The organism is Streptomyces sp. NRRL S-337, assembly GCF_000720175.1.
Taxonomy (GTDB): domain Bacteria; phylum Actinomycetota; class Actinomycetes; order Streptomycetales; family Streptomycetaceae; genus Streptomyces; species Streptomyces siderophoricus.
This window is the reverse complement of record NZ_JOIX01000097.1, coordinates 1-26251: the sequence shown is the minus strand read 5'-3', so window position 1 is coordinate 26251 and position 26251 is coordinate 1. Positions and strand designations below refer to the sequence as shown.

The 26251-nt window shown below is 71.0% G+C and carries 24 protein-coding genes; 8 read left to right on the top strand and 16 right to left on the bottom strand.

Annotated features, from left to right (window positions below; all coding sequences use genetic code 11):
* Positions 1-599: 599 nt before the first annotated feature.
* The 4 genes from alc to IG62_RS0136875 form a co-directional block, all read right to left on the bottom strand.
* Entirely contained in the window at positions 600-1727 is a 1128-nt protein-coding gene (gene alc / locus IG62_RS0136890) for an allantoicase (protein WP_030814116.1), read from the bottom strand.
* Positions 1724-3067 carry an allantoinase AllB gene (gene allB / locus IG62_RS0136885; protein ID WP_030814113.1) on the bottom strand — a complete coding sequence of 448 codons (1344 nt, stop codon included), beginning with the start codon at positions 3065-3067 and terminating at the stop codon, positions 1724-1726. The genes alc and allB overlap by 4 nt, the downstream gene beginning before the upstream one ends.
* 147 nt (positions 3068-3214) lie before the next feature.
* Positions 3215-4780, bottom strand: a complete 1566-nt coding sequence (locus IG62_RS0136880) for an NCS1 family nucleobase:cation symporter-1 (RefSeq protein WP_234326895.1) — start codon at positions 4778-4780, stop codon at positions 3215-3217.
* A gap of 41 nt (positions 4781-4821) precedes the next feature.
* Positions 4822-5610, bottom strand: a complete 789-nt coding sequence (locus tag IG62_RS0136875; protein ID WP_030814107.1) for an aspartate/glutamate racemase family protein — start codon at positions 5608-5610, stop codon at positions 4822-4824.
* 268 nt (positions 5611-5878) lie between these two features.
* Between IG62_RS0136875 and IG62_RS0136870 the strand changes: the two genes are divergently transcribed.
* On the top strand, positions 5879-6682 hold the full coding sequence (locus IG62_RS0136870; protein WP_030814104.1) for an IclR family transcriptional regulator: 804 nt from the start codon (positions 5879-5881) through the stop codon (positions 6680-6682).
* 120 nt (positions 6683-6802) lie between these two features.
* Here IG62_RS0136870 and IG62_RS0136865 read toward each other — a convergent pair whose 3' ends face one another.
* Positions 6803-7093, bottom strand: a complete 291-nt coding sequence (locus IG62_RS0136865) for a DUF5955 family protein (RefSeq protein ID WP_030814101.1) — start codon at positions 7091-7093, stop codon at positions 6803-6805.
* A 199-nt stretch (positions 7094-7292) separates the two neighbouring features.
* Positions 7293-9197: a serine/threonine-protein kinase gene (locus tag IG62_RS0136860; RefSeq protein ID WP_030814098.1), complete on the bottom strand. Its 1905-nt coding sequence runs from the start codon at positions 9195-9197 to the stop codon at positions 7293-7295.
* Between the two features lie 399 nt (positions 9198-9596).
* Here IG62_RS0136860 and IG62_RS0136855 point away from each other — a divergent pair, with 399 nt between their 5' ends.
* The 5 genes from IG62_RS0136855 to IG62_RS0136830 all read left to right on the top strand — a co-directional run bounded on the left by IG62_RS0136855 (position 9597) and on the right by IG62_RS0136830 (position 14465).
* Positions 9597-9821 (top strand): hypothetical protein, encoded by a 225-nt coding sequence (locus tag IG62_RS0136855; RefSeq protein ID WP_030814095.1) that lies wholly within the window; start codon positions 9597-9599, stop codon positions 9819-9821.
* Positions 9822-9975: 154 nt separating this feature from the next.
* A complete protein-coding gene (locus IG62_RS0136850; RefSeq protein WP_030814091.1) occupies positions 9976-10554 on the top strand; it encodes a nucleotidyltransferase family protein in 579 nt (192 codons plus the stop codon).
* A gap of 285 nt (positions 10555-10839) precedes the next feature.
* On the top strand, positions 10840-12468 hold the full coding sequence (gene aceB, locus IG62_RS0136845; RefSeq protein ID WP_030814088.1) for a malate synthase A: 1629 nt from the start codon (positions 10840-10842) through the stop codon (positions 12466-12468).
* Positions 12469-12714: 246 nt separating this feature from the next.
* On the top strand, positions 12715-13191 hold the full coding sequence (locus IG62_RS46795; RefSeq protein WP_158795166.1) for a hypothetical protein: 477 nt from the start codon (positions 12715-12717) through the stop codon (positions 13189-13191).
* A gap of 179 nt (positions 13192-13370) precedes the next feature.
* On the top strand, positions 13371-14465 hold the full coding sequence (locus IG62_RS0136830; protein WP_051799115.1) for a M20 family metallopeptidase: 1095 nt from the start codon (positions 13371-13373) through the stop codon (positions 14463-14465).
* 133 nt (positions 14466-14598) lie between these two features.
* On the opposite strand, the gene IG62_RS0136825 is transcribed toward IG62_RS0136830, so the two are convergent.
* On the bottom strand, positions 14599-15315 hold the full coding sequence (locus tag IG62_RS0136825; protein ID WP_030814081.1) for an SDR family NAD(P)-dependent oxidoreductase: 717 nt from the start codon (positions 15313-15315) through the stop codon (positions 14599-14601).
* A gap of 72 nt (positions 15316-15387) precedes the next feature.
* Here IG62_RS0136825 and IG62_RS0136820 point away from each other — a divergent pair, with 72 nt between their 5' ends.
* Complete coding sequence (locus IG62_RS0136820; protein ID WP_051799113.1) at positions 15388-15933, top strand: MarR family winged helix-turn-helix transcriptional regulator; 546 nt, start codon at positions 15388-15390, stop codon at positions 15931-15933.
* Between the two features lie 36 nt (positions 15934-15969).
* On the opposite strand, the gene IG62_RS0136815 is transcribed toward IG62_RS0136820, so the two are convergent.
* A complete protein-coding gene (locus tag IG62_RS0136815; RefSeq protein ID WP_030814075.1) occupies positions 15970-17373 on the bottom strand; it encodes a M20/M25/M40 family metallo-hydrolase in 1404 nt (467 codons plus the stop codon).
* 304 nt (positions 17374-17677) lie between these two features.
* On the opposite strand from IG62_RS0136815, the gene IG62_RS0136810 reads away from it, so the two are divergent.
* Positions 17678-18565 (top strand): chitosanase, encoded by an 888-nt coding sequence (locus IG62_RS0136810; protein ID WP_030814072.1) that lies wholly within the window; start codon positions 17678-17680, stop codon positions 18563-18565.
* A gap of 96 nt (positions 18566-18661) precedes the next feature.
* Here the strand turns inward: IG62_RS0136810 and IG62_RS0136805 are convergent, their stop codons facing one another.
* The 8 genes from IG62_RS0136805 to IG62_RS0136770 all read right to left on the bottom strand — a co-directional run bounded on the left by IG62_RS0136805 (position 18662) and on the right by IG62_RS0136770 (position 26041).
* Positions 18662-20116 (bottom strand): nucleobase:cation symporter-2 family protein, encoded by a 1455-nt coding sequence (locus IG62_RS0136805; RefSeq protein WP_051799111.1) that lies wholly within the window; start codon positions 20114-20116, stop codon positions 18662-18664.
* A 290-nt stretch (positions 20117-20406) separates the two neighbouring features.
* A complete protein-coding gene (locus tag IG62_RS0136800; protein ID WP_030814066.1) occupies positions 20407-21810 on the bottom strand; it encodes an 8-oxoguanine deaminase in 1404 nt (467 codons plus the stop codon).
* Between the two features lie 48 nt (positions 21811-21858).
* Positions 21859-23262, bottom strand: a complete 1404-nt coding sequence (locus tag IG62_RS0136795) for a nucleobase:cation symporter-2 family protein (RefSeq protein WP_030814064.1) — start codon at positions 23260-23262, stop codon at positions 21859-21861.
* Between the two features lie 83 nt (positions 23263-23345).
* Positions 23346-24269, bottom strand: coding sequence for a factor-independent urate hydroxylase (gene pucL, locus IG62_RS0136790; protein WP_030814061.1), 924 nt, complete (start codon positions 24267-24269; stop codon positions 23346-23348).
* Between the two features lie 7 nt (positions 24270-24276).
* Entirely contained in the window at positions 24277-24675 is a 399-nt protein-coding gene (gene uraH / locus IG62_RS0136785; RefSeq protein WP_030814059.1) for a hydroxyisourate hydrolase, read from the bottom strand.
* A complete protein-coding gene (gene uraD, locus IG62_RS0136780) occupies positions 24672-25184 on the bottom strand; it encodes a 2-oxo-4-hydroxy-4-carboxy-5-ureidoimidazoline decarboxylase (protein ID WP_030814057.1) in 513 nt (170 codons plus the stop codon). Before uraD ends, uraH begins: the two co-directional genes overlap by 4 nt.
* Positions 25185-25394: 210 nt before the next feature.
* Positions 25395-25775, bottom strand: a complete 381-nt coding sequence (locus IG62_RS0136775; protein ID WP_030415158.1) for a helix-turn-helix domain-containing protein — start codon at positions 25773-25775, stop codon at positions 25395-25397.
* A complete protein-coding gene (locus tag IG62_RS0136770; RefSeq protein ID WP_030814054.1) occupies positions 25772-26041 on the bottom strand; it encodes a hypothetical protein in 270 nt (89 codons plus the stop codon). Before IG62_RS0136770 ends, IG62_RS0136775 begins: the two co-directional genes overlap by 4 nt.
* Positions 26042-26251 lie beyond the last annotated feature (210 nt).

The following is a 26251-nucleotide window of genomic DNA, read 5'->3' as shown; positions in this document are numbered from 1 at the left end:
GGTGACGGACCTCCGGGGCCTTGTTCGTGGACTGCTGTCGCTTTACGTCCACGAACAAGGCCCCTCCGGCCCGTCCCCTCCCGTTGAGGGAGTGTGCGGCTGAGTGGGGGCGCGCGTCGTACCGCGTACACCTGACGTCGCTGGTCAGCGGGAATAGCTCGCCTCGCCCGTTGGGTTGTGGCCCCGCAGGGGGCCCTCGCGACCCTTACGGGATCTGTTCGACCCACCCCTACGGGTCCGCAGACCCCCTTACACCCCCAACGCCCACCCCCACCGAAACACCGGCCCCGCAGGCCCGTCACCGCACCCACCACAAACCCAGCCCGCCGCAGGCGCAACGGCGAACAACAACCGCGGCGGGACGGCCAAGTACGTACGGCGCGCCGCAGGCGCAACGGCGAGAGGCCCCGCAGCGCAGCAGACGGGTACGTGCGGGGCGCCCCGTGGCGCAGCAGACAGGTACGTGCGGGGCGCCGCAAAGCGCAACGGCGAGCAACCCCGACGGCGGGAGAGACGGGTACGTGGGAGGCACCCCCAAGCGCAGCGCCCCGCGGCGGGACAGACGGGTACGTGGGCGGAAAGCCAAGCGCAACGGCGGGTCAGCCGGCCACGTCGGAGGCACCCCGAAGGCGGGCGTAGCCCGCATCCGTGAGGGAGCCGTGCAGGCGCAAGCGCGCGATGCCGCCGTCCGGGAAGATGTCGAGCCGGACGTGCGTGACGGCGCGCGCGCCGTCGAGCAGGAAGCGGTGCACCGTGTCGGGCTGGAGGCGGGTGCGGGGCAGGAGTTCGGTCCAGGGGCCGTCCTCGCCGTCGCGGCCGGACAGGGCCGCCCAGCCGGCCGCGTTGCCCTTGAGGTAGCCGGTGTCGATCTCGACCGCGCGGATCACGGACTGCTCCGTGAGCCGGTAGCGGACCCAGTCGTTGCCGGTGCCGCGGCGCCGCCGGGTCTCCCAGCCGTCGTCCATCTTGCGGGAGCGGCCCGGCTGGATGGTGTGGGTCGGCGAGGAGTAGAAGCGGTCCGAGGCGTCCTCGACCCGGCCGCCGTTCTCCAGCGCGACGAGGTCGAAGGTGCCCAGTGCGGCGAGCCAGTCGGGGGCGGGGACGACCTCGCCGTACACCCGCAGGCGGGCGATGCCGCCGTCGGGGTGCTGGTTGAGCCGCAGGTGGGTGAAGCGCCGGGGGGTGTCCACGGCGAAGCCGTTGGCGGCGTGGCCGGCGATGGCGGTGCGCGGGACGAGCGGTGTCCAGGTCACGTCGGCGGCGAGCAGGTCCTCGGGCGAGGGTGTGCCCTCGACGCAGGTGCCCTCGATGCTGACGGACTGCGGGTAGTTGCCGCGGAAGTGGGCGGTGTCGACGATGATGCCGTGGATCACGCCGGGCGCGCCGAGCCGGATGAGCGCCCAGTCGTGGTCCTCGTCCGCGGGGAACGGGTGCGCGCCGTCGGTGCCGCGGCGGCGCCGGGTCTCCCAGCCGTCCATGATCTTGCCCTTGTGGCCGAACAGCTCCGGGTCGAAGTGGGCGGGCTCGGGCTTGAGGAGGTTCTCCCGCTCGGCGAAGAACTCGTCGTTGGCGGCGATCACGCCGGCGCCGAGCCGGCGGTCGGCGAGATCGGGGAGGTGGGTGAAGGGGAAGCCGGCCGCGCCGGGGGTGCGGTAGTCGGCGTACGGGTCGCCGCCCTGGTAGGGGCCGGCGTCGCCGGTGTAGCGGGGTATGCCGTCGGTGGTCATGCGCGGTGCGGCCTTTCGAGCAGTTCGCCGGTGGGCTCGGCGAGGGTGGTGCCGTCGTTGATCTGCCGGCCGCGCAGCCAGGTGGACCGGACGACGCCGTAGAGGGTCTTGCCGGCGTACGCGGTGATCTTGTTGCGGTGCTGGAGGGCCTGCGGGTCGACGGTGAAGGTCTCGTCGGGCGCGAGCACCGCGAAGTCGGCGTCCCGGCCCACCTCGATGGCACCCTTCCGGTCGAGGCCGACGAGGGCGGCGGGGGCGGTGGACATCCAGCGCACGACGTCCTCGAGGCTGTGGCCGCGTTCGCGGGCCGCCGTCCAGATGGCGGGCAGGCCGAGCTGGAGGGAGGAGATGCCGCCCCAGGCCGCGCCGAAGTCGGCGGTCTTGAGGTCGGCGGTGGAGGGTGAGTGGTCCGAGACGATGCAGTCGATGGTGCCGTCGGCCAGGCCCTCCCACAGGGCGTCCTGGTTGGCGGCCTCGCGGATCGGCGGGCAGCACTTGAACTCGGTGGCGCCGTCCGGGACTTCCTCGGCGGTGAGGGTGAGGAAGTGCGGGCAGGTCTCGACGGTGACCTTGACGCCCTCGCGCTTGGCGGCGGCGATCAGCGGCAGCGCGTCGCTGGAGGACAGGTGCAGCACGTGGACGCGGGCGTCGAGCTGCTTGGCGAGCACGATGAGCCCGGCGATGGCCTCGTTCTCGGAGATGCGGGGGCGGGAGGCGAGGAAGTCGGTGTACTTGGGACCGTGCGCCTCGGGCGCCTCATCGAGGTGGCCGGGGTCCTCGGCGTGCACGATCAGCAGTCCGTCGAAGCCGGCGATCTCGCCGAGCGCGGCGGCCAGCTGTTCCTGGTCGACCTCGGGGAACTCCTCCACGCCGGAGGGCGAGAGGAAGCACTTGAAGCCGAAGACGCCGGCGTCGTGCAGCGGGCGGAGGTCCTTGACGTTGCCGGGGATGGCGCCGCCCCAGAAGCCGACGTCGATGTGTGCCTTGCTGCGGGCGACCTCGCGTTTGGTGTCGAGGTGGGCGGTGGTGGTGGTCGGCGGCAGGCTGTTGAGCGGCATGTCGACGAGGGTGGTGATACCGCCGGCCGCGGCCGCGCGGGTGGCCGTCCAGAAACCCTCCCACTCGGTGCGGCCGGGGTCGTTGACGTGGACGTGGGTGTCGACGAGGCCGGGCAGCAGGACGTCGTCGCCGACGTCCGTGAGCCGCGCCCCGGCCGGTACCTCGGCGTCGTGCGGCAGCACCGCGGCGATCCTGCCGTCCTTGACGGCGACGGATGCGGCGCGCGTGCCCTCCGGCGTCACGACGCGCGTGGAGCGCAGCACCAGCTCGATCTCGGACACCCGGTCCCCTCCTCATATCGTGTCTTCATGGTCGCGTGGCGGCGCGGCGGAATGTCGCCGTCGGCGCAGCCGAATCCCGGAATTCGGAATCTGGAATTCTGGATTCAACAGTCTGTTGAATGAGTCTTCACTCCGGACCCCGGCCCGTCAAGACCCCTCCGCGGCCACCGGCGCGACCGCCGGGCCGGCGACCCGGGGGCCGTCCGTCCGCTCCTCGGCCGCCGGGCCGACCTGCGCGGGGATGATCCCGTCCGGGATCGGACCGGTCCCGGACGGCACCCGTGCGCCACGGGAGACCGCGGCGTAGATCCCACCGGACAGCGCCATCCCGAAGATCCAGGAGAACGGCGCGACCGCGTCGAAGGCCGGTACCAGGGCGAGTGCGGCGGAGACCGCGGCGGCCGGGAGGAAGGCGATCACGGCCTTCGGGTTGTAGCCCCGGCGGTAGTAGTAGGCGCCCGCGACATCGGCGGAGAAGAGCGCGTCGACGTCGATCCGGCCCCGCCGCACCAGGTGGTAGTCGACGAGCAGGATCGCCACCAGGGGGCCGAGGAAGGCGCCCAGCGCGCCGAGGAAGTACTGGATCACCAGCGCCGAGGAGTACAGCTTCCAGGGCATGACGAGGACGGCCAGTACCGCGGTGATCATGCCGCCGCGCTTGAAGTCGAGGTACTTCGGAGCGAGGTTGGCGAAGTCGTAGGCGGGCGAGACGAAATTGGCGACGACGTTGATGCCGATGGTGGCGACGATGAAGGCCAGTGCGCCGATCACGGTGACCACCGGGTCGTCGATCTTCTGGATCACCTTCACCGGGTCGTAGATCGCCTCCCCGAAGACCGCGATGGTGCCCGCGGTGACCAGTACGGCGACCACCGCGAAGGCGGTGAAGTTCACCGGCAGCCCGATCAGGTTGCCGCGGCGGTAGGAGCGGTGGTCGGGCGTGAAGCGGGCGAAGTCGGCGTAGTTGAGGACGAGGGTGAGGAAGGTGGCGACGGTCAGGCTGACCGCGATCAGGCTCTGCCGGAGCTGCGCGGAACCGCTGAGTCCGGTGAGGCTGCGGGTCAGCGAGATCTCCCCGTGCGCCTTGACCACCAGGTAGACGGCGAGCGCCAGCACCACGAGCCAGACCACCGGCCCGGTCGCGAAGTCCTGGACCTTGCGGATGAATTCCATGCCCCGGGTCAGCAGTACGGCCTGCAGGCCCCACATCACCATGAACGCGGTCCAGCCCAGGGTGGACAGTCCCAGTACCGAGTTGTGGTCGTACGCGTCCAAGCCGGGCGCGACCTGCAGGGTCAGCAGGACCACGGCGGTCGAGGCGAGCCAGGTCTGGATGCCGTACCAGGCCACGGCCATGACCGCCCGCAGGAGGGCGGGGATGTTGGCGCCGTAGACGCCCCAGCTCGCGCGGGCCAGCACGGGGTAGGGCACGCCGGTCCGGTGGCCGGCATGCCCCATGCGGTTCATCAGCCGGTGGACGATCGTGATGCCGACCAGCAGGGACAGGAAGACCTCCCAGGCCGGCAGCCCCAGCACGAAGAGGCTGGCGGCGAAGGCGTAGTTGCTGATCGCGTGGGTGTCGGACATCCAGAGCGCGAAGATGCTGTACGTGCCCCAGGTGCGCTTCGGGGCCGGCGCGAGGTCGGCGTTGAAGAGCCGTGGATCCGGCTGCGGGTGCTGCGGGTGCTGCGGGTGCTGCGGGGATGTCGTCACGTGTCCTCCCAGGCAGGTTGGGTGGATCTTAGGGGCAGTTGTCAGATGTCTGATGTCTGTGCGGAAAAATCGGTGTGACATGGAGAGCCCTGGGCCCGCCCCAGGTCGAGGTGGGTGCTCAGCGGCCAGGAGCCGATGGTCTTGGGCCGCGGCGGGGCGAAACTGCGGCTCCTGCTGGTGGCCAGTCCGAGGCCGACGACCGCCTCGGCGAACTTCACCGCGGCCGCGACCCCGTCGACGACCGGCACCCCGACTTCCGCCGCCACCTTCTCGTCCAGTCCGGCCATCCCGCCGCACCCGAGGCAGATGACCTCGGCGCCGGCCCGGACGACCGCACGGGCGGTCTCGATGATCACCTCGACCGTGCGCTCCGGATCCTCCTCCAGCTCCAGCACCCCGAGCCCGGTGCCCCGGACGCCGGCACAGCGCTGGAGCAGTCCGGCGGTCAGCAGCCGGTCCTGGATCTGCGGTACGGCGCGGTCGAGGGTGGTGACGACGCCGTAGGCGTGGCCGAGCATCATCGCCATCTGGGCGGCGCTCTCGGTGATGTCCAGTACGGGGACGTCGAGCAGTTCCTGGGCGCCCTCCCGGCCGGGCTCGCCGAAACCGGCCATGACCAGGGCGTCGAAGGGCGTATCGAGGGTGGCGAGCCGGTCGAGGACGGCGGCGGCACTGAGGTAGCCCTCGAAATGTCCCTCGATCGACACGGGTCCCCACAGGGGTTCCGTGGCGAGGATCTCGGTGCCCGGGGCGGCGGCCGCGGTGGCGGTGGCGCGGATCGACGCGGTCATGGAAGCCGTGGTGTTCGGGTTCATGACGAGTATGCGCATGACGCTCCAACGATTTGGAGGATTCCACAGAATGGACAGTAGGTTTCGCGCAGCAGAACGTAGCTACGGCCACTGGCACCGTCAAGGGATCGCGAGTACCCACCTGTCCGACACGCCCTACGGTGAGACAAAGAGGGCCTGACCGGCGAGAACGAGTGTGCGAAGGGCGATGTGCCAACGTAGGGGGACCGGTAGGCTGGCGCGGTCGGGCCCGGCGCCCGCAAGTCCCAGCCGAGACCGATCTGACCCGCCCCGAAAGGAACGCGCCGTGCCGCCGTCCAGCGCCAGCACCTCCGCCGCCGAAGCCAAGCCCGCAGGCGCCAGCGGCGGCGTCCAGTCCCTCGAGCGCGCCTTCGACCTGCTGGAGCGGATGGCTGACGCCGGTGGCGAGGTCGGCCTGAGCGAGCTCTCCGGTAGCAGCGGACTGCCGCTCCCCACCATCCACCGCCTGATGCGCACGCTCGTCGCCTGTGGGTACGTCCGTCAGCAGCCCAACCGCCGGTACGCGCTCGGCCCCCGGCTGATCCGGCTCGGCGAGAGCGCCTCCCGCCTGCTGGGCACCTGGGCCCGGCCGTTCCTGGCCCGCCTGGTCGAGGAGACCGGCGAGACCGCCAACATGGCGCTGCTCGACGGTGACGAGATCGTCTACGTCGCCCAGGTCCCGTCCCGGCACGCGGTCCGGATGTTCACCGAGGTCGGCCGCCGCGTCCTGCCGCACTCCACCGGCGTGGGCAAGGCCCTGCTGGCCAACCACCCGCCCGAGGAGGTCCGCGCGCTGCTCGGCCGTACGGGCATGCCCGCCGCGACCGAGAAGACGATCACCGATCCGGAGCGCTTCCTGGACGCGCTCGCCGACGTCCGCCGGCTCGGCTACGCGGTGGACGACAACGAGCAGGAGATCGGCGTCCGCTGCCTCGCGGTGCCGGTGCCCAACTCCCCCACCTCCGCGGCCATCTCGATCTCCGGCCCGACCGGCCGGGTGACGGAGGCGGCGACGGACAAGATCGTGCCGGTACTGCAGGACGTCGCGGCCCAGCTGTCGGTCGCCCTCGCCAACCAGACACCGGCGTAACCCCCGCGGGACCCCTGGCCCGGGGCGGCACGGCTGCCCCGGTCACCGGCCACCCTGGTCACCGCTGCCCCGGCCGCCGGCCTTATCGATCACCGGCCTTACCGACACCGGCCGTCCTGGTCACCGGCCGCCCGGCAGCTGGCCGAAACGGTCGATGCCCGCGCGCACCTCGCCCAGTGCGGGCGAGAGCGCACTCACCGAACCGACCGCCCCGGCGATCAGCAGTAACGAGCGGCGCAGCCGGGGCACCTCCGGCAGCCCGTGACTGACCATCGCATCCAGCGCGGCCAGCTCCTCGTCGGCGGCCGCGCGGTCCGGCAACTCCCCCGGCAGCACGGCCAGTTGACGCCGCAGCCGGGCCACCGCCCCGCGCAGCTCCGCCACCCGCGGGTCCCCGTCGGCCCCGGTCACCCGTACGTCCCCCTGCAGTTGTTCCCCACCGACGGCGCCCTCCCAGGCCGTTGCCCGTCCCACAATGCGGGACAGTTAACGCCACTGCGCGCTGCCCGCGCCACACGGAGCGCGAAAAAACCACCGGGTCGCACGTCTCCGCCGCCCACCCCCTTCGAGGGGATGGGCGGCGGGGGCGGTGCGGGTGAGACGGTGCGGGTCAGTCCTGCTTCGGCTGGACCGCGTTGCGCCAGACGCGGACGTCGACGGTCATGTAGCTGCTGGGGTCGGACTTGGGTGCGAAGCCCTTGAAGGTGATCAGTGCGACATGGCCGTAGTCCGTGGTCAGGCAGATCTGCGCGCCCTTGGTGAGCTGCTTGGTCAGGATGCTCTCGGTGAACCGGGTCTCGTTGCGGCAGGTGTCGAGGGAGCCCTGCTCGCCCGGGTTCAGCAGCACCAGCTTGCCGTTCTCGGTGCCGACCTGGTCGTCCGAGTAGCTGTTGTCCTGGTAGGAGAAGTCGACGTCGGTGTCGTTGTCCGAGTTCGTCGGCTTCATCGACTCGTCGGCCATGGACAGGTGGTAGTCGTCCGGCAGGTTGATGTTCTTGAAGTCGACCGGTGTCGGGTCCTGCACGGGCGCGGCGGGCGTGCTCGTGCCGTCCCCGCCCGGCGTGGCGGTCGGGTCCGTGCTCGGCGTCGCCGAGGCACCGCTGTTCTTGGCCTTGGTGCTGCCGTCGGCCTGGTCCTGCTTCGTCTGCGTGTGGTCCTTCATCAGGGCGTAGACGACCCCGCCGCCGGCACCGGCGAAGGCCAGCAGACAGACCAGCACCAGCGCCGTGACCAGGCCCTTGCGCTTCTTCTTCGGCGGCTGCGGGGCCGGCGCCGCGGCGGCCGGGTAGGCGGCGGTGGGGCCGGTGGCCGTCGGGCCGGCCGGGGTGGCGACGGTCGGGGCGGACGCGGTGGGCGTGGGGCCCGTGGCGGCCGGTGCGGCGGCCGGCGTCCCCTGCGCGGTGGCGCCGACGGTCGGCGCGTAGGCCGCGGGGCCGAAGCCCGGCGGCGGGGTCTGCGGGTGGTTCAACTGGGTCGGCACCGGCGGGACGGCGGGCGCCGGCTGGGCCGGCGGCTGGGCGGGCGGCGCGGGCGGCTGCGCGGGCCGGGCCGGGGCGCCCGCGGTCGGGGCCTCCAGCGGGGGCGGCGGGGTCTGCACGGGCGCCGGGGCCGCGGTCCGGGTGGTGATGTCGGCGGCGACGGCGCTGGGCAGCCAGTCCTCGGGACGGCGCAGCTGCGTCTGCCCGGAGGCCGCCCCGCACAGCTCGATCACCTCGGCCACCGACGGCCGGTCCGCGGCGTCCTTGGCCAGGCAACGGCCGACCAACTCCCGCAGTTCCTCGGGGAGTCCGGTCAGGTCCGGCTCCTCGTGGACGATGCGGTAGAGCACGCCGTGCGAGGTGCCCTCGCCGAACGCCGGGGTGCCGATGGCCGCGTACGCCGCGACCTGGCCCAGCGCGAAGACGTCGGTGGCCGGGCTGATGGTGCTGCCGGCGGCCTGTTCGGGCGCCATGAAGGTGGGCGTGCCGACCGTGACGCCACTACTGGTGAGCGAGGTCGCGTCGGCGGCCCGGGCGATACCGAAGTCGATCACCCGCGGGCCGTCCGCGGCCAGCAGCACGTTGGACGGCTTGAGGTCGCGGTGCACGATGCCCGCGCCATGGATGACCTGCAGCGCCTCGGCGATGCCGGCGACCAGCAGCAGGACCGTGGGGACCGGGAGGCGGCCGTGTTCGGCGACCGCCGCGGAGAGCGAGGGGCCGGGGACGTAGGCGGTGGCGAGCCAGGGGCTCGGGCCGTCCGCGTCGCTGTCGATGACCGGCGCGGTGAACAGGCCCTGCACCCGCTGCGCGGACTGCACCTCCTGCTTGAAGCGGCGGCGGAACTCCGCGTCCTCGCTGAACTCGGGCCGGATCACCTTGATGGCCACCGGCCGGCCGCCCGGCGTGTACGAGAGGTAGACCTTGCCCATACCGCCGGCGCCGAGCTTGGCCGTGAGGCGGTAGCCCGCGATCGCCCGCGGGTCGTCGCCCTCCAGCGGCTGGAAGATCCCGGACGAGCCCACACTGTTCACCACGAACGTCCCCCGACTTCAGAAAATGGCCCGGCCTGCCCCACCGGCAGACAGCCACGATTGCCCGCAACGGGGCAGAACCTTATCCGGCCGCACGCGGCACCGTGACATCGCCGGCCGACAGGGGGGCGCCTTGTCCGAAGAGCCGGTTTCGCGACCGCTTTTCGCGGCAACTCCGGGTGCGGTTCAGGGGCCGGCGGCGGGCGCCAAGGGTGCGCCGGCGCACGCGTCACGCCCCTGTTCCCCGTATCGAACTGACCATGCGTCATGGGCGACGTGTACATACGTTCCCCCCACCACCCGTTGGCGTGGGCGCGGCCGGACCGATGCGTACAGAGGGGCAAGATGGAGCATTCTTCCCTCCGAGGAAATATCCGGCATATCACTGGATCGGAGAACGGCATGGAGCCCCAACCCGGCCCCGGCACCGGACCGAACCGTCACGACGTCAGCGTCGTCCAGCTCATCTGCCGCGCGTACGGCCTTTCCGATGCATCGGAAATCACCCTGGAACACATACACCGCTATGTGGCCGAGCGGCGGCGCGCGGAGGAACGCACGCACGACCTGCGGGACCGGTTCCGGCCGAGCATCCCCCGCCAGCGCGCCGCCGACGACGCGGCCTGACCCCACGGGCGAGGACGGTCAACGGCCCACGAGGCGCGGTGCCATGAGGTAAGCAGTCCCCATGGCACCGACATCGCCGATCGAAACCTCCGAAGCGATCGAAACCTCCGAAGCGCCACGGGCGCGGAGCGCGACGTCCCGGCCCGGGGGGAGGGTGGCCGGTCTGCTGCTCGCCGCGGGCGGCGGCCGGCGTCTGGGGGGACGGCCGAAGGCGCTGCTCGACCACCGGGGACGGCCGCTGGTCGAGCACGCGGCACGGGTCCTGCGGGACGGCGGCTGCCGGCCGGTGCACATCGTGCTCGGCGCGGCCGCCGACTCCGTATGCGCCCGGGCCGACCTCGCGGCATACGGCGTCTCGGTCAACCCCGACTGGGCGCAGGGCATGGGCTCGTCGCTCCGGGTGGGGCTCGCCGCACTGGCCGGCGAGGGGGCGGACGCCGTGGTGGTGTCGCTCGTCGACCAGCCGGGCATCGGCGCCGCAGCGGTGGCCCGGCTGATCGAGGCGTACACCGCGGGGGCGGACCTGGTGGCGGCCGCGTACGACGGCCGGCGCGGCCACCCCGTCCTCTTCGGGGCCGGGCGCTGGGCCGGGATCGCCGCGACCGCGGAGGGCGACCGCGGCGCCCGCGCCTACCTCCAGCAGCATGTGAACGCGCTCACGCTGGTCGAGTGCGGCGACATCGCCGAGCCGTACGACATCGACACCCCGGAGGACCTGTACCGCCTGGAGTGACGGCCGGGCCGGCGCGGTTCACCAGGGCTGCACGCCTGTGGGGGGCCTGTGATGGAGAGTGACCGGCGTGGCACCGAGAGCCATTCGATCACCACTTCTGTCGACCCTGAGAATCTCGATATCAACAAACCATTGAAGTTCCGCGATAAGGAAACTAGTCTCCACTGGTCAGAAGCGCCCTGAATCCAGACGGCGCCCGCGACCGTATCCCGGAGCCCGCGGCACCCCGTGCCGCCCGGCGTCCCGGCGGCCGCCAGGCACCGCCGCTGAATGGAGTGACAGCTCATGTCCGCACCAGCGCCGTCCCCGCTGGCCATCGCCGAAGTCGACCCCGCCCACACCCCGGAACGGCAGGACGAGGTCCTCACCGACGCCGCGCTCGCCTTCGTCGCCGAGCTGCACCGCCGGTTCACCCCGCGCCGTGACGAACTGCTCGCCCGCCGCGCCGAGCGCCGTGCGGAGATCGCCCGGACCAGCACGCTGGACTTCCTCCCGGAGACCGCGCAGATCCGCGCCGACGACAGCTGGAAGGTCGCCGAGGCCCCCGCCGCGCTGAACGACCGGCGGGTGGAGATCACCGGCCCCACCGACCGGAAGATGACCATCAACGCGCTCAACTCGGGCGCCAAGGTCTGGCTCGCCGACTTCGAGGACGCCTCCGCCCCCACCTGGGAGAACGTCGTCGGTGGCCAGATCAACCTGATCGACGCCTACGAGCGCCGGATCGACTTCACCGACCCGAAGTCCGGCAAGTCCTACGCCCTCAAGCCCGCCGAGGAGCTCGCCACCGTCGTGATGCGCCCGCGCGGCTGGCACCTGGCGGAGCGGCACCTCCAGTTCGAGGGCCGCCCGGTCCCCGGCGCCCTGGTCGACTTCGGCCTGTACTTCTTCCACAACGCCGAGCGGCTGCTGGACCTGGGCAAGGGCCCGTACTTCTACCTCCCGAAGACCGAGTCCCACCTGGAGGCCCGCCTCTGGAACGACATCTTCGTCTTCGCGCAGGACTACGTCGGCATCCCCCAGGGCACCATCCGCGCCACGGTCCTCATCGAGACCATCACCGCGGCGTACGAGATGGAGGAGATCCTCTACGAACTCCGCGACCACGCCTCCGGGCTGAACGCCGGCCGCTGGGACTACCTCTTCTCCATCGTCAAGAACTTCCGCGACGGCGGCGAGAAGTTCGTCCTGCCGGACCGCAACGCGGTGACCATGACCGCGCCGTTCATGCGCGCCTACACCGAACTGCTGGTCCGCACCTGCCACAAGCGCGGTGCGCACGCGATCGGCGGCATGGCGGCCTTCATCCCCAACCGCCGCGACCCGGAGGCCAACGAGAAGGCACTGGCCAAGGTCAAGAACGACAAGGACCGCGAGGCCGGGGACGGCTTCGACGGCTCCTGGGTCGCCCACCCCGACCTGGTCCCGGTCGCCCGCGCCTCCTTCGACGCGGTCCTCGGCGACAAGCCGAACCAGAAGGACCGGCTGCGCGAGGACGTCTCCGTCGCGGCGGCCGACCTCATCGCGATCGACTCCCTGGACGCCAAGCCCACCTACCAGGGCCTGGTGGACGCCGTCCAGGTCGGCACCCGCTACATCGAGGCGTGGCTGCGCGGCCTGGGCGCCGTCGCCATCTTCGGCCTCATGGAGGACGCCGCCACCGCCGAGATCTCGCGCTCGCAGATCTGGCAGTGGGTGGACGCCGGGGTGACCTTCGAGGACGGCCAGCGGGTGACCGCCGACCTGGTCCGCAAGATCGCCGACGAGGAACTCGCCGCCATCCGCGGTGAGATCGGCGAGGACGCCTTCACCTCCGGCAAGTGGCAGCAGGCCCACGACCTCCTGCTCAAGGTCTCCCTGGACGCGGACTACGCGGACTTCCTGACGCTGCCGGCGTACGAACTGCTCGGCTGAGCACCCCGCGGGAACACCGAAGGGCCGGTACGAATCGCCGTACCGGCCCTTCGCCACGCCCTGGGCACCAAGACGCACCCTGCCGCAGCGGGCAACGGACAGCGGCAGCGGGGGCCTGTCGCCGCAGCCGTACGAGGAGTGGAACAGCGTGGCGGGGGAATCGGCCACGGCCCACCTCTCAGCGCGGGGAAGGGCGGTGAGCTGTGGTCGGGCGGCATTGTCAGTGCCGGATCTTACGATGTGCACATGAAGGATCACGAAGCGCTACGAGCGCATGGAGTGCTGGTCAGGGGCGGCGGCTTACGTCCCGTCGGGCTGGGCGAGGGACGGCGGTTCGCGCTCTGGGAGCTGGCGTCGCTGGCGGAGCTGGCGCTGGGCGAGACGGTCGAGCCGGAGGGGCTCACGGTGGGCGGGGAACGGCGGGTGCGGAAGCGATTGGGGAGCGCGGGGCGGGAGTACGTCCACCAGGACGCATGGTCGCGGCGGTACTGGCTGACCGAGCGGTCCGCGATCGGTGCCGCGATCGTCGGGACCGTCGCGGTGGACACCTGGCCCAGTGGGTGGGACTGCCTCCGGATCTCGTCGTTGTACGTCCATCCCGGCGCCCGGCGCGCGCGGCCGGGCTCAACGGCGTTCGTCTGGAGACGCATTGGTGCTGGCAGGAGGCCGTCCGCTACTACCTCGCGCGGGGCATGTGGGTGGCGCACTGGAAGCACGGCCTGACGCTGGAGTGGGTCGCCGGCCGGCCGAGATATGAAGTGGTCGGTTCGGGCGAGGAGTTGGTGTTCCGGGTCTGGCTGGACGGGCAGTGGGTGCCGCTTCTTGTCGCCGGGCGGAGCGGTGGCCGGTTGGCGAGCGGAGGGCCGGGTGGTGAGCCTGCCGCGTACGCTTGACCCGTGACGATGCACAAGGCGGTCGGTGTGAGTGTCGACGCGATGCTTGAGGACCTCAGGACACTGGTCGAAGTCGAGTCTCCCTCGCGTGATCTCGACGCCTTGCGGGCCTCGGCGAAAGCGGTCGCCGCCGTCATCGAGAACCGCCTCGGCGGGCGGGCCGTTCTGGTGGAGAGCGAGGCCGGACCACACGTCCGCTGGTCAGGGGGTGGCGATCCGAAGGTGCTGATCCTCGGGCACCATGACACGGTGTTTCCGCTCGGCACCGTTGAGCGCCGCCCGTTCCGGGTCGAGGACGGGCGTGCCACCGGGCCCGGGGTCTTCGACATGCTCGGCGGTCTGGTGCAGGCCGTTCACGGCCTGGCCGCGCTCGATGACCGGTCGGGCGTCGAGATCCTGGTGACCGCGGATGAGGAGGTCGGCTCCCGTTCCTCCCGTGCGCTGATCGAAGAACGAGCGCTTGCGTGCGGGGCCGTGCTGGTCTTCGAGGGCGCGGCGGACGGCGGGGCACTGAAGACCGGCCGTAAGGGCTGTGGCACGTTCCAGGTCGTCGTCAAGGGCCGGGCATCGCACGCCGGCCTGGAGCCCGCGGCCGGGGTCAACGCCCTGGTCGAAGCGGCACACCAGGTGCTGGACATCGCGGCACTCGGCCGACCCGAGATCGGCACGACCGTCACCCCGACCGTCGCGTCCGCAGGCACTCTCGACAACGTCGTTCCCGCGGAGGCGACCGTGGTCGTCGACGTCCGGGTCGAGTCGGCCGACGAGAAGGAACGCGTCGAATCCGCGTTCGCGGCACTGGCCCCGCATCTCGACGGGGCGGAGGTGACGGTGACGGGAGGCATCGGCCGCCCGCCGATGCCCGAGTCGGCGGCGGCCGGGCTCTTCGCGCTGGCCCAGCGGCTGCTTCCCGGCCTGGAAGCCACGGCGGTCGGCGGCGGAAGCGACGGCAACTTCACGGCCGCACTCGGGGTGCCCACGCTCGACGGCCTCGGGGCGGTCGGCGGCGGCGCCCACGCCGACCACGAGTACCTGGTCGTCGACACCATGGCGGAACGGGCGCACCTCGTCGCCGGACTGGTGCGGGCGCTTCAGGAAGCGTAGGAGGGCGGGGCCCGCCGCCGGGTCGTGGGACCCGGCGGCGTGCGCTGTGTTCCCCGGCCTGCGGCCTCGCGCCCCCGGCCTTCGGCCTCGCCGTCACCGTCACGGCACCGCCAGCGGCCTGCGGCCCGCCCCCTCACCGTGTGGTGAAGGCACCGCCGTTGACGTGGAGGGTCTGGCCGGTGATGTGCCGGGCGCCCGGGGAGGCGAGGAAGTACGCCGTCTCGGCGATGTCCTCGACCGTGCCGGGCCGCTTGTTGTGCGTCTCGGCGACGAGCGCGCTCTGCCGCTCGTGGGTCAGCCGGCCGTGGAAGAAGTTGGTACCGGCGATGTAGCCCGCGGAGATGACGTTGCTGGTGATGCCGAGGGGGCCGAGCTCGGCCGACAGTGCGGCGTTCCATGCGGCCAGTGCGGCTTTGGCCGCGCCGTAGGAGCCGCCTCCGCGTTCGGCCCCGATCGAGCCGATGCTGAGGACGGAGCTGCCCGAGGTGAGCTTGTCCTGAACCGAGGTGGTGGTCAGGACCGCGCCCAGCAGGTTCTGCGTCAGGTTGGCGTGCCACTGGGCCAGTACCGCCTCCAGAGCCGTTCCCTCACCCGGCGCTTCCTGGGGCAGACCGCCGGAGGCGTTGACGAGGACGTCCAACTCGCTGAAGTGGTCGGCGAGTTCCGCCACCTGGCCGGGGTCGGTCGCGTCGCAGACCGCACCCCGTACGCCCAGTTCCTCGGCGGCCTGTTCGACGGTGTCGGCATGGCGTCCGGTGATGTGGACCTCCGCATGGTCGGCGGCGAACCGTGCGGCGATGGCACGGCCGATGCCGCTGCTTCCTCCGGTGACGAGCACGGTGCGGGTCATGGGATCCTCCCCCTCGCTGCTACGTTTAGGTCTAAACACAACCGTACACGCAAGGGATCAAGGGGTCGCACCGTGGCTGAACCCACCGCCGCATCAGGGGACTTCGTGCCCTCGTACCCCGCCGCGCAGATCGCCGCGGCCTGGCGGCGAGAACGCCCCGGCACCCCCACCGAGTCGATCGAGATCGTCACGCCCCTGTGGTGGCTGGCGAAGCTGTTCGCCAACGACCGCAACCGGGTACTGCGCGAAGCGGGGATCGATGCGGCCACCCTCGACCTGCTGTCCGTCATCCGGCGTTCCGGACCGCCCTACACCCTCAGCACCCGCGAGATCGCCGAACTGACGCTGGTGACCGCCGGAGCCATCTCACAGCGCGTGGCCCGGGCCGAGCGGGAGGGTCTGGTCCGGCGAAGCCCGGGGACCACCGGCCGCCGCACCGTGCTGGTGTCACTGACGCCCGACGGCCATGCCCTCATCGAGCGCTCCGTCGACGCCGTCCTGGGCCGCGAGGCCACCCTCGTCAGCGATCTGTCGGCGGACGAACGCGACGCCCTCATCACGCTGCTGGAGAAGCTGATGACCGACGTCCGACGGCGCACGTCCCACACCGAGGACTGAGCCGGGCCCTCGGGAACGCGGCACCGGGCGGGGCAGTCACGGGCCGGATCCGGCGCCGGCGCGGTGGGTGGCGGCGTATTCGGCGAAGAAGGCCGCCTCGGCGAGCAGGGCGGCGCGGAGCTCGGAGAGCAGCACACGCTCGTCGGGGGCGTGCAGGTTGCAGAGGTTGTCCTCGGCGCCGAAGAGCAGGATCTCGGCGTCCGGTACGGCCCGGGCCAGGCCGTTGACGAGCGGGATGGAGCCGCCGGTGGCGGTGTGGACGGGTTCGGCGCCCCAGGCGCGGCGCAGTGCGGTGCGGGCGGCGCGGTAGGCGGGACCGTCGGTGGCCGCCTCGTATCCGGGGCCGGCGTCGGTGGGCGTGACGGTGAGGGGGATGCCGAAGGGGCGCAGGCGCGTCAGGTGACGGACGAGGGCGGTCTGCGCCTGGTGCGGGTCCTGCCGCGGGTGGATGCGGAGGTTGAGCTTGGCGCGGGCGTACGGGACGACGGCCGAGGCGCCGCGCTCGACGGACGGGGCGTCCAGGCCGGTGACGGTGAGGGCGGGTCCGCTCCAGAGGCGTTCGCCCAGGCCGCCGGAGCCGATGAGCGGGGTGCCGTGCGGGACGCCGGCCAGTTCGCGGAACTCGTCGTCGGTGAAGGTGGCGCCGTCCCACGGTTCGCGGCGCAGGCCCTCGACCGCGACGTCGCCGTGCACGTCGTGGAGGGTGGCGAGGGCCTTGAGCAGGACGACCAGGGCGTCCGGGGCGGCCCCGCCGTATTCGCCGCTGTGCACGGCGGCGTTGAGGGTGCGGACCTCGACGTGGACGACGACCGAGCCGCGCAGGGCGGTGGTGAGGGTGGGCGTGCCGGGGCGGATGCTGCCGGTGTCTGCGATGATCATCGCGTCGCAGGTGAACAGGCCGGGCTCGGTGGGCGGGTAGTCCTCGAAGGCGCTGCCGTACTCCTCCTGGCCTTCGAAGACGATCCGGATGCCGACCGGCGGGCGGCCGCGGTAGGCCCGTAGCGCGCCGATGTGGACCATGAGGTTGGCCTTGTCGTCGGCGATGCCGCGGGCGCGGATGCCGCCCTCGATGTCGGTGGGTTCGAACGGCGGTGAGGACCAGAGCCGTTCGTCGCCGGGCGGCTGGACGTCGTAGTGGCCGTAGAGCAGGACGGTGGGGGCGTCGGGGGTGGGCGGCGGGACGGAGCCGGTGATGACGGGGGCGGTGTGCGGGAGGTTGAGCTCGCCGATGTCGGCCACGCCGGCGTCCCTGAGGAGGGCCACGACGAGGTCGCGGGCCTGGAGGACCGGTTCGGGCGAGAAGCCGGGGAAGGCGATCGAGGGGATGGCGGCGAGCCGCTTGAGGTCGGCACACACCCCGTCCATCAGGGCATCGACGGTGTCCTCCAGGGCCGGGGCACCGGAGCCCCGGCCGTGCGGATCGTTGGCTTCCTGATTCACCGCGGAACCCCTCTCGGTGGCACCGGACCGGTGCGCGCACCTGCTGTGCTGACGTCATTTCAGGGCGAAGGAAGCATATCGGCCATAGCGGGGCGAGGGGCGGGAGGCGGGGCGGCGGCCGGGGCGGCCCGTTTCACCCCTGGGGCGCCGCACGGGCCGCCGGAATGCGCAACGGTGGTCCGGCGCAGGGGAGTTAGGACCGTCCGGACGGCTGTACGATCTCCCCCAAGTCTGATAGGAAAGCTTCCTAACGATTGGGGAATCCCGAACCCCCCACGGCTCGCCTGACTGGAGGACTGACTCCATGCGCACCCGATCGACAGCCGGCAGGACCCGCCCCCTGCTCTCCCGGACCACCGTCCGGGTCGTCCTGGGCCTCGCCCTCGTCGCCGTACCGGCCACCGCGGTCGCCACCACGGCGGCCCCCGCCGGCCACCACCGCCCGGCCGCCGCCCACGGCGCCGCGCCAGCCGCCCGGGCCGCGACCGGCCTGGACGACCCGGCGAAGAAGGAGATCGCCATGCAGCTGGTCTCCAGCGCGGAGAACTCCTCGCTGGACTGGAAGGCCCAGTACAAGTACATCGAGGACATCGGCGACGGCCGCGGCTACACCGGCGGCATCATCGGCTTCTGCTCCGGCACCCACGACATGCTCGAACTCGTCGAGCTCTACACCCAGCGCAAGCCCGGCAACGTCCTCGCCAAGTACCTCCCCGCCCTGCGGAAGGTGGACGGCAGCGACTCGCACGAGGGCTTGGACCCCAACTACACCAAGGACTGGAAGAAGGCCGCCCAGGACCCTGCGTTCCAGCAGGCCCAGAACGACGAACGGGACCGGGTCTACTTCAACCCCGCGGTCAAGCGGGGCAAGGCCGACGGTCTGGGCGCCCTGGGCCAGTTCGCGTACTACGACGCGATGGTGATGCACGGGGACGGCGACGACCCGACGAGCTTCTCCGGCATCCGCAAGCGGGCGCTGGCCAAGGCGAAGCCGCCGGCCCAGGGCGGCGACGAGAAGACGTACCTCCATGCCTTCCTCGACGCCCGGGTCTGGGCGATGAAGCAGGAGGAGGCGCACAGCGACACCAGCCGGGTGGACACCGAGCAGCGGGTGTTCCTCAAGAACGGCAACCTCGACCTGCACACCCCGCTGGACTGGAAGGTCTACGGGGACAGCTACCACATCGGCTGAGCCACGAGAACCGGAACGGCCCGTAGGAAAAACGGCAGTTGCCGCCTTCCTGCGGGCCGTAGCCGTGCGGGTTCGGTAATGCCGCCGGGCCCAACGTCAGTGGGCCGGGGTCGTCGCCGGCTCCCCGCTGTCGTCCACCGTGCCGCGGTCGGGTTGTTGCGGGATCTGTGGATCGCCGGGCGCGGCCTGCGCGGTCTCCGCCTCCGTCTCCGTGTCCCGCCTCCCGAAGTGGTTGAAGGCGAGGTTGAGGACGATGGCGACCAGACAGCCGGTGCTGATACCGGAGTCCAGCACGACCAGCAGGTCCTTGGGGAGGTTGTGGTAGAAGTCCGGCGCGGCGATCGGGATCAGGCCGATGCCGACGGCGGCCGCGACGATCAGCGCGTTGTCGCCCTTCTCCATCGCCGCGTTGGCCAACGTCTGGATGCCGCTGGCGGCCACCGAGCCGAAGAGCACGATCCCGGCGCCGCCCAGGACCGGCAGCGGCACCAGCGAGATGACCGATGCGGCCACCGGGCACAGTCCCAGCACGACCAGGATCAGGCCGCTGGTCGCCACCACGAACCGGCTGCGCACCTTGGTCATCGCGACCAGGCCGATGTTCTGGGCGAAGGCGCTGTTGGCGAAGCCGTTGAAGAGCGGGCTGATCGCCGTGCCGAGGGTGTCGGCGCGCAGTCCGCCCTCGATGGTGCGCTCGTCCGCCGGGCGGTCGACGATCCGGCCGAGGGCGAGCATGTCGGCCGTCGACTCGGTCATGCAGACCAGCATCACGATGCACATCGAGACGATCGCGGCCACGTCGAACTCCGGGGCGCCGAAGTGGAACGGCGTCGGGAAGCCGATCAGGCTCGCCTTGGTGATCGCGGAGAAGTGGGTGATGCCCACCGGGATGGCGATCAGGGTGCCCGCTATCAGGCCGAGCAGGATGGCGATCTGCTGGAGGAAGCCACGCAGCACCCGGCGCAGGACCAGCACGATCAGGAAGGTCAGCGCGGCCATCCCGATGTTCGTCAGCGAACCGTAGTCGGGCGCCGCCTCGTTGCCGCCCTGGGACCACCGGAAGGCGACCGGGAGCAGGGAGACGCCGATCAGGGTGATGACGGTGCCGGTGACGACCGGCGGGAAGAACCGCACCAGCTTGGAGAAGTAGGGGGCGAGGAGGAAGCCGAGCACCCCGGCGACGATCACCGCGCCGAAGATGATCGGCAGGGCGTGCTCCGGGCTCTGGGCCTTGCCGATGGCGACCATCGGCGTGACGCCGGCGAACGAGACGCCGTTGACGAACGGGAGCTTGGCGCCGACCTTCCAGAAACCGAGGGTCTGCAGGAGGGTGGCGATGCCCGCGGTGAAGAGGCTGGCACCCATCAGGAACGCGGTCTCGGTGGCGCTCAGCCCGCAGGCCGGCCCCACGATCATCGGCGGGGCCACCACACCCGCGTACATGGCGGCCACGTGCTGCAGGCCGCTGGTGAACATCTTGAAGGGCGGGAGGGTCTCGTCGACCGGATGCTTCCGGTCCCCCTCCGACTTCTGCCCGGTAATTGCGGCCACTGCGGGCCTCCTGTCGATTTCTGCGTCGCCGGGGCCGGCGAGGCGAGGCTGTCACGGAGGGCTTGCCATGTGGTGCGGGGTGGAGAAGTCGCCTGGTGAGCGTTCAAGTGGTGGGCCGCGCTTGTGGCGCAGGAACGGGCGAGTTGGACCGACCGGCCCGGGGGTACGAGAAGTCCCGCACCCCCGGGGTCCGGCGCTTGCGGATCCCGCTCGGATCCACAAGCTCAGCCGGGAGCCGTCCCTCCCGGCCGAGTTGGGGGGTTTCGTCGGCGGCGGTGCCGCGCCAGGGGTCAGCCCTCGGCGGCGATCCGGGCCAGACGCTGCGCCTCGGCCCGCGCGGTGCGGGCGATGGCGTCCTCGTCGACGTTGGTGAGGTGGTTGTCCTCGACGACCGGCTTGCCGTTGACGAGGGAGAGGGTGACCGGTGCGGCGGCGCCGAAGACCAGCGCGGTGACCGGGTCGGCGATGGAGGAGTGGCCGAGTCCGTCGAGCTTCCAGAGCACCAGGTCGGCGAGCTTGCCGGGCTCCAGCGAGCCGATCTCGGAGGTCCGGCCGAGGACCTGCGCGCCGCCGTAGGTGCCCAGGCGGAGGGACTTGCGGGCGTTGAGGGCGGCTTCGCGGTGGCTGCCGAGGCGGTTGATCAGCAGGGCGTTGCGCAGCTCGGTGTGGAGTTCGCCGGACTCGTTGGAGGCGGTGCCGTCGACGCCGAGGCCGACCGGGACGCCGGCCGCGAGCATGTCGGGGACGCGGGCGATACCGGCCGCCAGGCGGGCGTTGGAGGACGGGCAGTGCGCGACGCCGGTCTTCGTCCGGGCGAAGGCCGCGATGTCCGAGTCGGTCATGTGGACGCAGTGCGCCATCCACACGTCCTCACCGAGCCAGCCGGTGGACTCGAAGTAGTCGGTCGGGCCCATGCCGAACAGCTCGTGGCAGAACTTCTCCTCCTCCACCGTCTCCGAGCCGTGGGTGTGCATGCGTACGCCCTTGCGGCGGGCCAACTTGGCGCCCTCCCGCAGGAGTTCGGTGGAGATGGAGAACGGCGAACAGGGTGCGGCGGCGATGTGCACCATCGAGCCGAAGGAGGCGTCGTGGTGCTTGTCGATGGCCTCCTCGGTGCCCAGCAGGGCGCCCTCGGTGGTCTCGACGGCGAAGTCCGGGGGCAGGCCGCCGTCCTTCTCGCTGCGGTCCATGGAACCGCGGGCCAGGGTGATCCGGGCGCCGATCTCGGCGGCCGCGGCGAGCTCGGCGCTCACCAGGTCGCCGGAGCCGTGCGGGAAGACGTAGTGGTGGTCGGAGGCGGTGGTGACGCCGCCCTTGACCATCATGCCGAGCGAGCCCTGGGTGGCCGCGGCCAGCATCTCCGCGTCGATCCGGGCCCAGGTCGGGTACAGCGCGACCAGCCAGTTGAACAGGTTGTGGTCGGTGGCCAGGCCGCGGGTGATCCACTGGTAGAAGTGGTGGTGGGTGTTGATCAGGCCGGGGGTGACCAGGTGCCCCGTGCCGTCGACCCGGCGGACGACGTTCGCAAGCCCCTCGGGGGCCTTGCCGGCGCCCACCGACTCGATGATGTTGTCGGCGACGACCAGGTAGCCGCTGGCGTACTCCGTGTCGTCGGCGTCGACGGTTGCGATGGCGCAGTTCTCGATGACGATGCGCTGCTTCACCGCGCTGTCAGGGGATGCCGATGCAGCCATGGTGCTGTCCTCGTACTTTCGGTGATGGCGGTTGGGCACGGCATGGCCCTAGGGGATTTGAGTGCCGGAGCCGGGCGAGGCGGCTGACAGTACCGCTGCCCGCGGGGTGCTCCGGGTGCCGAGATGGTGGAAGAACAGGTTGAGCGCGACCGCGACCAGTGCTCCGGCGCTGATCCCGGAGCCGAGCACGGTCTGTGCCCAGGCGGGGAAGTCCGCGTAGAAGGTCGGCGCGGCGAGCGGGATGATGCCGGCGCCGAGCGACACGGCCACCAGGATGATGTTGGAGCTGTCGTCGAGACCGGCCTCGGAGAGCGTACGGATACCGCTGACCGCGATCGATCCGAACAGGACGATACCCGCACCGCCGAGCACCGGCATCGGCACCAGCGAGACCACGGCGCCCAGGACGGGGAAGGCGCCGAGGACGAGGAGCGCGGCGCCGGCCAGCGCGACGACGTAGCGGCTGCGGACCCGGGTCAGCGAGACCACACCGACGTTCTGCGCGAAGGCGCTGGTCGGGAAGCCGCCGAAGACCGGTCCGAGGAGCGTGGCGATGCCGTCGGTGCGCAGTCCGCGGGTGATGGTGGCGCCGGTGGTGGGCCGGTCGCAGATCTCGCCGAGGGCCAGCATGCCGGCCGAGGACTCCGTCATCAGCACCAGCATCACGATGCACAGCGAGAGGACCGCGGCGGGCTGGAATTCGGGCGGGCCGAAGGAGAACGGCGTGGGCAGTGCGGCGATCGGGGCGGAGCGCAGTCCCTCGAAGCTCGCCATCCCGAACGGGATCGCGGCGAGGGTGCCGACGACCAGGCCGATCAGCAGCGCGATCTGCTTGACGAAGCCCTGGGTGAAGCGCTGGATCAGCAGGATCACCACGAGGGTGAAGGCGGCGAGCGCCAGATTCCTCATGTCACCGAAGTCGGCGGCGTGCTTGTCGCCGCCTTGGGCCCAGCCGACCGGTACGGGCATCAGGGTGACCCCGATGAGGGTGATCACCACGCCGGTGACCAGCGGCGGGAAGAACCGCAACAGCTTCCCGAAGAACGGGCCGATCGCCAGGCAGAACACCCCGGCGACCATCACCGCGCCGTAGATGGCGGGGAGTTGGTGACCTTTGGCGGTGGTCTCGGCGATGGCGAGCATCGGGGTGATGCCGGCGGAGCTGGCCGCGTTGACGAACGGCAGCCGGTTGCCGGCGAACTTCCGGATGCCGAGCGTCTGCAGGAGCGTGGCGAGCCCGGCGATGAGCAGGCTGGCGGCGATCAGCCGGGTCCGGCCCGCGGTGTCCAGGCCGACGGCCTGGCCGATGATGAGCGGAGGGGTGACGACGCCGGCGTACATGGCGGCGATGTGCTGGAGTGCGGCGGGGACGAGCCGCTTGGCCGCCGGCTTCTCGTCGACCGGATGGACCGGGGACGAGGGGTGGTGCGGGACTTGCGATTGCTGTGCCATGGGTCGTTCCCCTCGGGTTCCGCGCCCCCTCCCCGCTGCGGGGCGAGGAGGGGACGCGCGGCACGGCGCTGCGTCTGAAGCCCTCAGAGGTTCGTCAGATCCACCGGGATCTTGGCTTCGACACCGTCGCGCAGAACAGTGGCTTCGATCAGGCCGTACGGGCGGTCCGCCGCGTAGTAGACCTCGTTGTCGTTCTTGAGCCCGAACGGCTCCAGGTCCACCAGGAAGTGGTGCTTGTTCGGGAGGGAGAACCGCACCTCGTCGATCTCGGAGCGGTTGTTGATGATGCGCGAACCCATCTGGTACAGGGTCTGCTGGAGCGAGAGGCTGTAGGTCTCGGCGAAGGCGTGCAGCATGTGCTTCTTCACCTGCTCGTACGAACGCTCCCAGTTGGGCATCCGCTGCTCGTCGTCGGTCCAGTTGAACCGCCAACGGCCGGACACCTGCGTCGCGAGGATGCGGTCGTAGGCCTCCTTCAGCGTCGTGTACTTGTCCTTGATGTAGCCCCAGAACTCCGAGTTGGTGGAGTTCATCACCACGAGGTCCTTCAGGCCCGAGATGACCTGCCACTGCTCGCCGTCGTAGGTGATCTCGGTGACCCGGGTCTCCTGGCCCTTGCGGACGAAGGAGTGCTTGACCTCGTCCGAGCCGATGAACTTGGAGTTGGCGTCGGAGGTCTCGATCCGCTCCCAGGCGTACTCCTCGATGCGGATCCGGGCCCGGTGGATCGGCTCCTGGCTGGTCACGAAGTGCCGGGCCAGGTGGATGCCGAACTGCTCGGCCGACTCGATCCCGTACTCCTTGGCAAAGGCGTACACGGTGTTCTTGGTCGTGTCGGTGGGCAGGCAGTGGGCGTTGGAACCGGAGAGGTGGACCTCCTCCAGGTCGCCGGAGAGCGCGACGGAGACGTTCAGGTCCTTGATGTGGTGCGTGTCGCCGTCGCGGGTGATCTTGACGACGCGGTTTTCCGCCTTGCCGTACTGGTTCTGGCCGAGAATCGTGGGCATGTCGGTGCTAGCTCCCTCGGTATACGGAGTAGCCGAACGGGTTGAGCAGCAGCGGTACGTGGTAGTGCTCGCCCGGCTTGACGGCAAAGGTGATTGCCACCTCCGGGAAGAAAGCTCCGCTGTCCCTTACGCGGGGGGCGTCCTGCTGTTCCTCGGCTTGCTGGTGGGAAACGAAGTACGCCTCGGTCTCGAATTCGATGCGTACGTGGGTGGTGCCTTCCGGCAGTGCCGGCAGGTCCTTGCAGCGCCCGTCCGCGTCGGTCTTGGACGCGCCGTGGGCGGTCCAGGTGCCGTCGCTGCCGGAGCGCACCGAGAGCGTGAGGGCGACGCCCTCCGCGGGGCGGCCCACGCTGGTGTCCAGGATGTGCGTGGACACCGACGTCTGTGCAGCCGTCTCGCTGCTCATGCTGCGTCTCCTTCTGCGTGTTCCGCGATACGGGTCAGGCGAATGCGGTTGATCTTGCCGAGCTCCACACGAACGATCTCTCGTTCCTGTTCCGGCGTGTTGTCGATCCGGTTACGGACCGCATCGCGCATCTGCTCCCCGGTACGGCCGGAGGCGCAGATCAGGAAGACGTGCCCGAACTTCTCCTGGTAGGCCAGGTTGAGTTCGAGCATCTCCGTCTTGAGCTCGTCGGAGGCCCCGGCCATCCCGCTCTGCTCGCGGGACGAGGTCGGGTCTCCGGGCTTCGGCCGGCCGATGGGCGGGTGCCCGGCCATCGCCTCGGCCAGGTCCTCCGCGGTCAGCTCGGCCATGGCGGCGTCGCTGGCGGCGAACAGGGCGTCGGTGGTGGCGTAGGGGCGCTGGGCGAGGACTTTGCTCCCCCATGCCCGGCTGGCGCACACCTCGTGCAGTACGGACCGGGCCGTACCGTCGTCGCAGGTGTTGAACCGGGCGAGCCCTGCCGGGGGCATGGGGGCATCCCCCGTGGAACGCAGTGTGCTCGAAGACACGGGAAGCCTCCGTGGCCTGGTGCTGGACAGCTCTGCTTGGCTGGAAACAGCTAAGACCCCCGGCAACATCACGTCAACACTTTGTTGAAAACTCGGCGACACAAAAGCCGCCGTCCGGGGTTGCGGGACGGCGGCTTCGGCGGCCTGGACGGGGCGTATGCCCGCTTCGCCTCAGTCGGCGTCCTTCGCGGCGTTCTCCCTGTTCAAGTAGTTGTAGACGGTGAAACGGCTGACGCCAAGGGCCCCCGCCACGGTCTCGACGCCGTGCCGGACCGAGAAGGCGCCCCGGGTTTCCAGTATCCGGACCACCGATTGCTTGGTCTTGCGGTCCAGCTCGGACAGCGGCATGCCGTGCCGGCGCTGGAGTTCGGCGAGGATGTGGTCCAGCGAATCCGACAGGTGCGGGAGCCGGACGGCCACCCGGTCCTCCCCCTCCCAGGCCAGCACGACGTCGTCGCCCCGGGCCTGGTCCGGCGCGACCATCTGTCCACCCATCGCGTCCACCAGCGGCTTGACCGCCTGGACGAACGGGTGGTCGGCAGGCTCGGTCACGACGCGCCCCCTTCGCCCTGCCGGGCATCCCCGATCACATTGACCTGCAAGGAGACCCGGGTGGCTCCGGCCCGCAGGGATTCCCGCAGCAGCGCGGTCACCGCACCGAGCACCTGATCCGCGTCGCCCTCGGCCGTGTTGCCGAACGGACCGACGTCCACGGCGTCCAGCTCGGCGCCCGTGACGATCTCGCGGGCCACCACCGCATGCGCCGGCGCCTCGTCCAGGTCGAACGGCTCCGTCGTGAACTCAACTCTCAATCGCACGTCGCTCAACCTACGCGCGGCGGGCCCGACTCACCAGAAATTGCTCGGGACCCCCCTTGACAGCCTCCGAGCCCGCCGGGCAATGTTCCAGTACGCAGAAAAACAGTTCCACTATCCGGAAGGAGCGCCGGCCCTCATGGGTTTCACGGACACGCGCTTCAACGTCAATCTGTCGATCCTGTTCACCGAGCTTCCGTTGCTGGAGCGGCC

Coding starts and splice junctions, on each gene's coding strand:
- alc (WP_030814116.1), bottom strand. CDS start 1,727: ATGACCACCGACGGCATACCCCGCTACACCGGCGACGCCGGCCCCTAC.
- IG62_RS0136875 (WP_030814107.1), bottom strand. CDS start 5,610: ATGCGCATACTCGTCATGAACCCGAACACCACGGCTTCCATGACCGCG.
- IG62_RS0136855 (WP_030814095.1), top strand. CDS start 9,597: ATGGAGCCCCAACCCGGCCCCGGCACCGGACCGAACCGTCACGACGTC.
- aceB (WP_030814088.1), top strand. CDS start 10,840: ATGTCCGCACCAGCGCCGTCCCCGCTGGCCATCGCCGAAGTCGACCCC.
- IG62_RS46795 (WP_158795166.1), top strand. CDS start 12,715: ATGAAGGATCACGAAGCGCTACGAGCGCATGGAGTGCTGGTCAGGGGC.
- IG62_RS0136830 (WP_051799115.1), top strand. CDS start 13,371: ATGCACAAGGCGGTCGGTGTGAGTGTCGACGCGATGCTTGAGGACCTC.
- IG62_RS0136825 (WP_030814081.1), bottom strand. CDS start 15,315: ATGACCCGCACCGTGCTCGTCACCGGAGGAAGCAGCGGCATCGGCCGT.
- IG62_RS0136810 (WP_030814072.1), top strand. CDS start 17,678: ATGCGCACCCGATCGACAGCCGGCAGGACCCGCCCCCTGCTCTCCCGG.
- IG62_RS0136800 (WP_030814066.1), bottom strand. CDS start 21,810: ATGGCTGCATCGGCATCCCCTGACAGCGCGGTGAAGCAGCGCATCGTC.
- IG62_RS0136795 (WP_030814064.1), bottom strand. CDS start 23,262: ATGGCACAGCAATCGCAAGTCCCGCACCACCCCTCGTCCCCGGTCCAT.
- pucL (WP_030814061.1), bottom strand. CDS start 24,269: ATGCCCACGATTCTCGGCCAGAACCAGTACGGCAAGGCGGAAAACCGC.
- uraH (WP_030814059.1), bottom strand. CDS start 24,675: ATGAGCAGCGAGACGGCTGCACAGACGTCGGTGTCCACGCACATCCTG.
- uraD (WP_030814057.1), bottom strand. CDS start 25,184: ATGCCCCCGGCAGGGCTCGCCCGGTTCAACACCTGCGACGACGGTACG.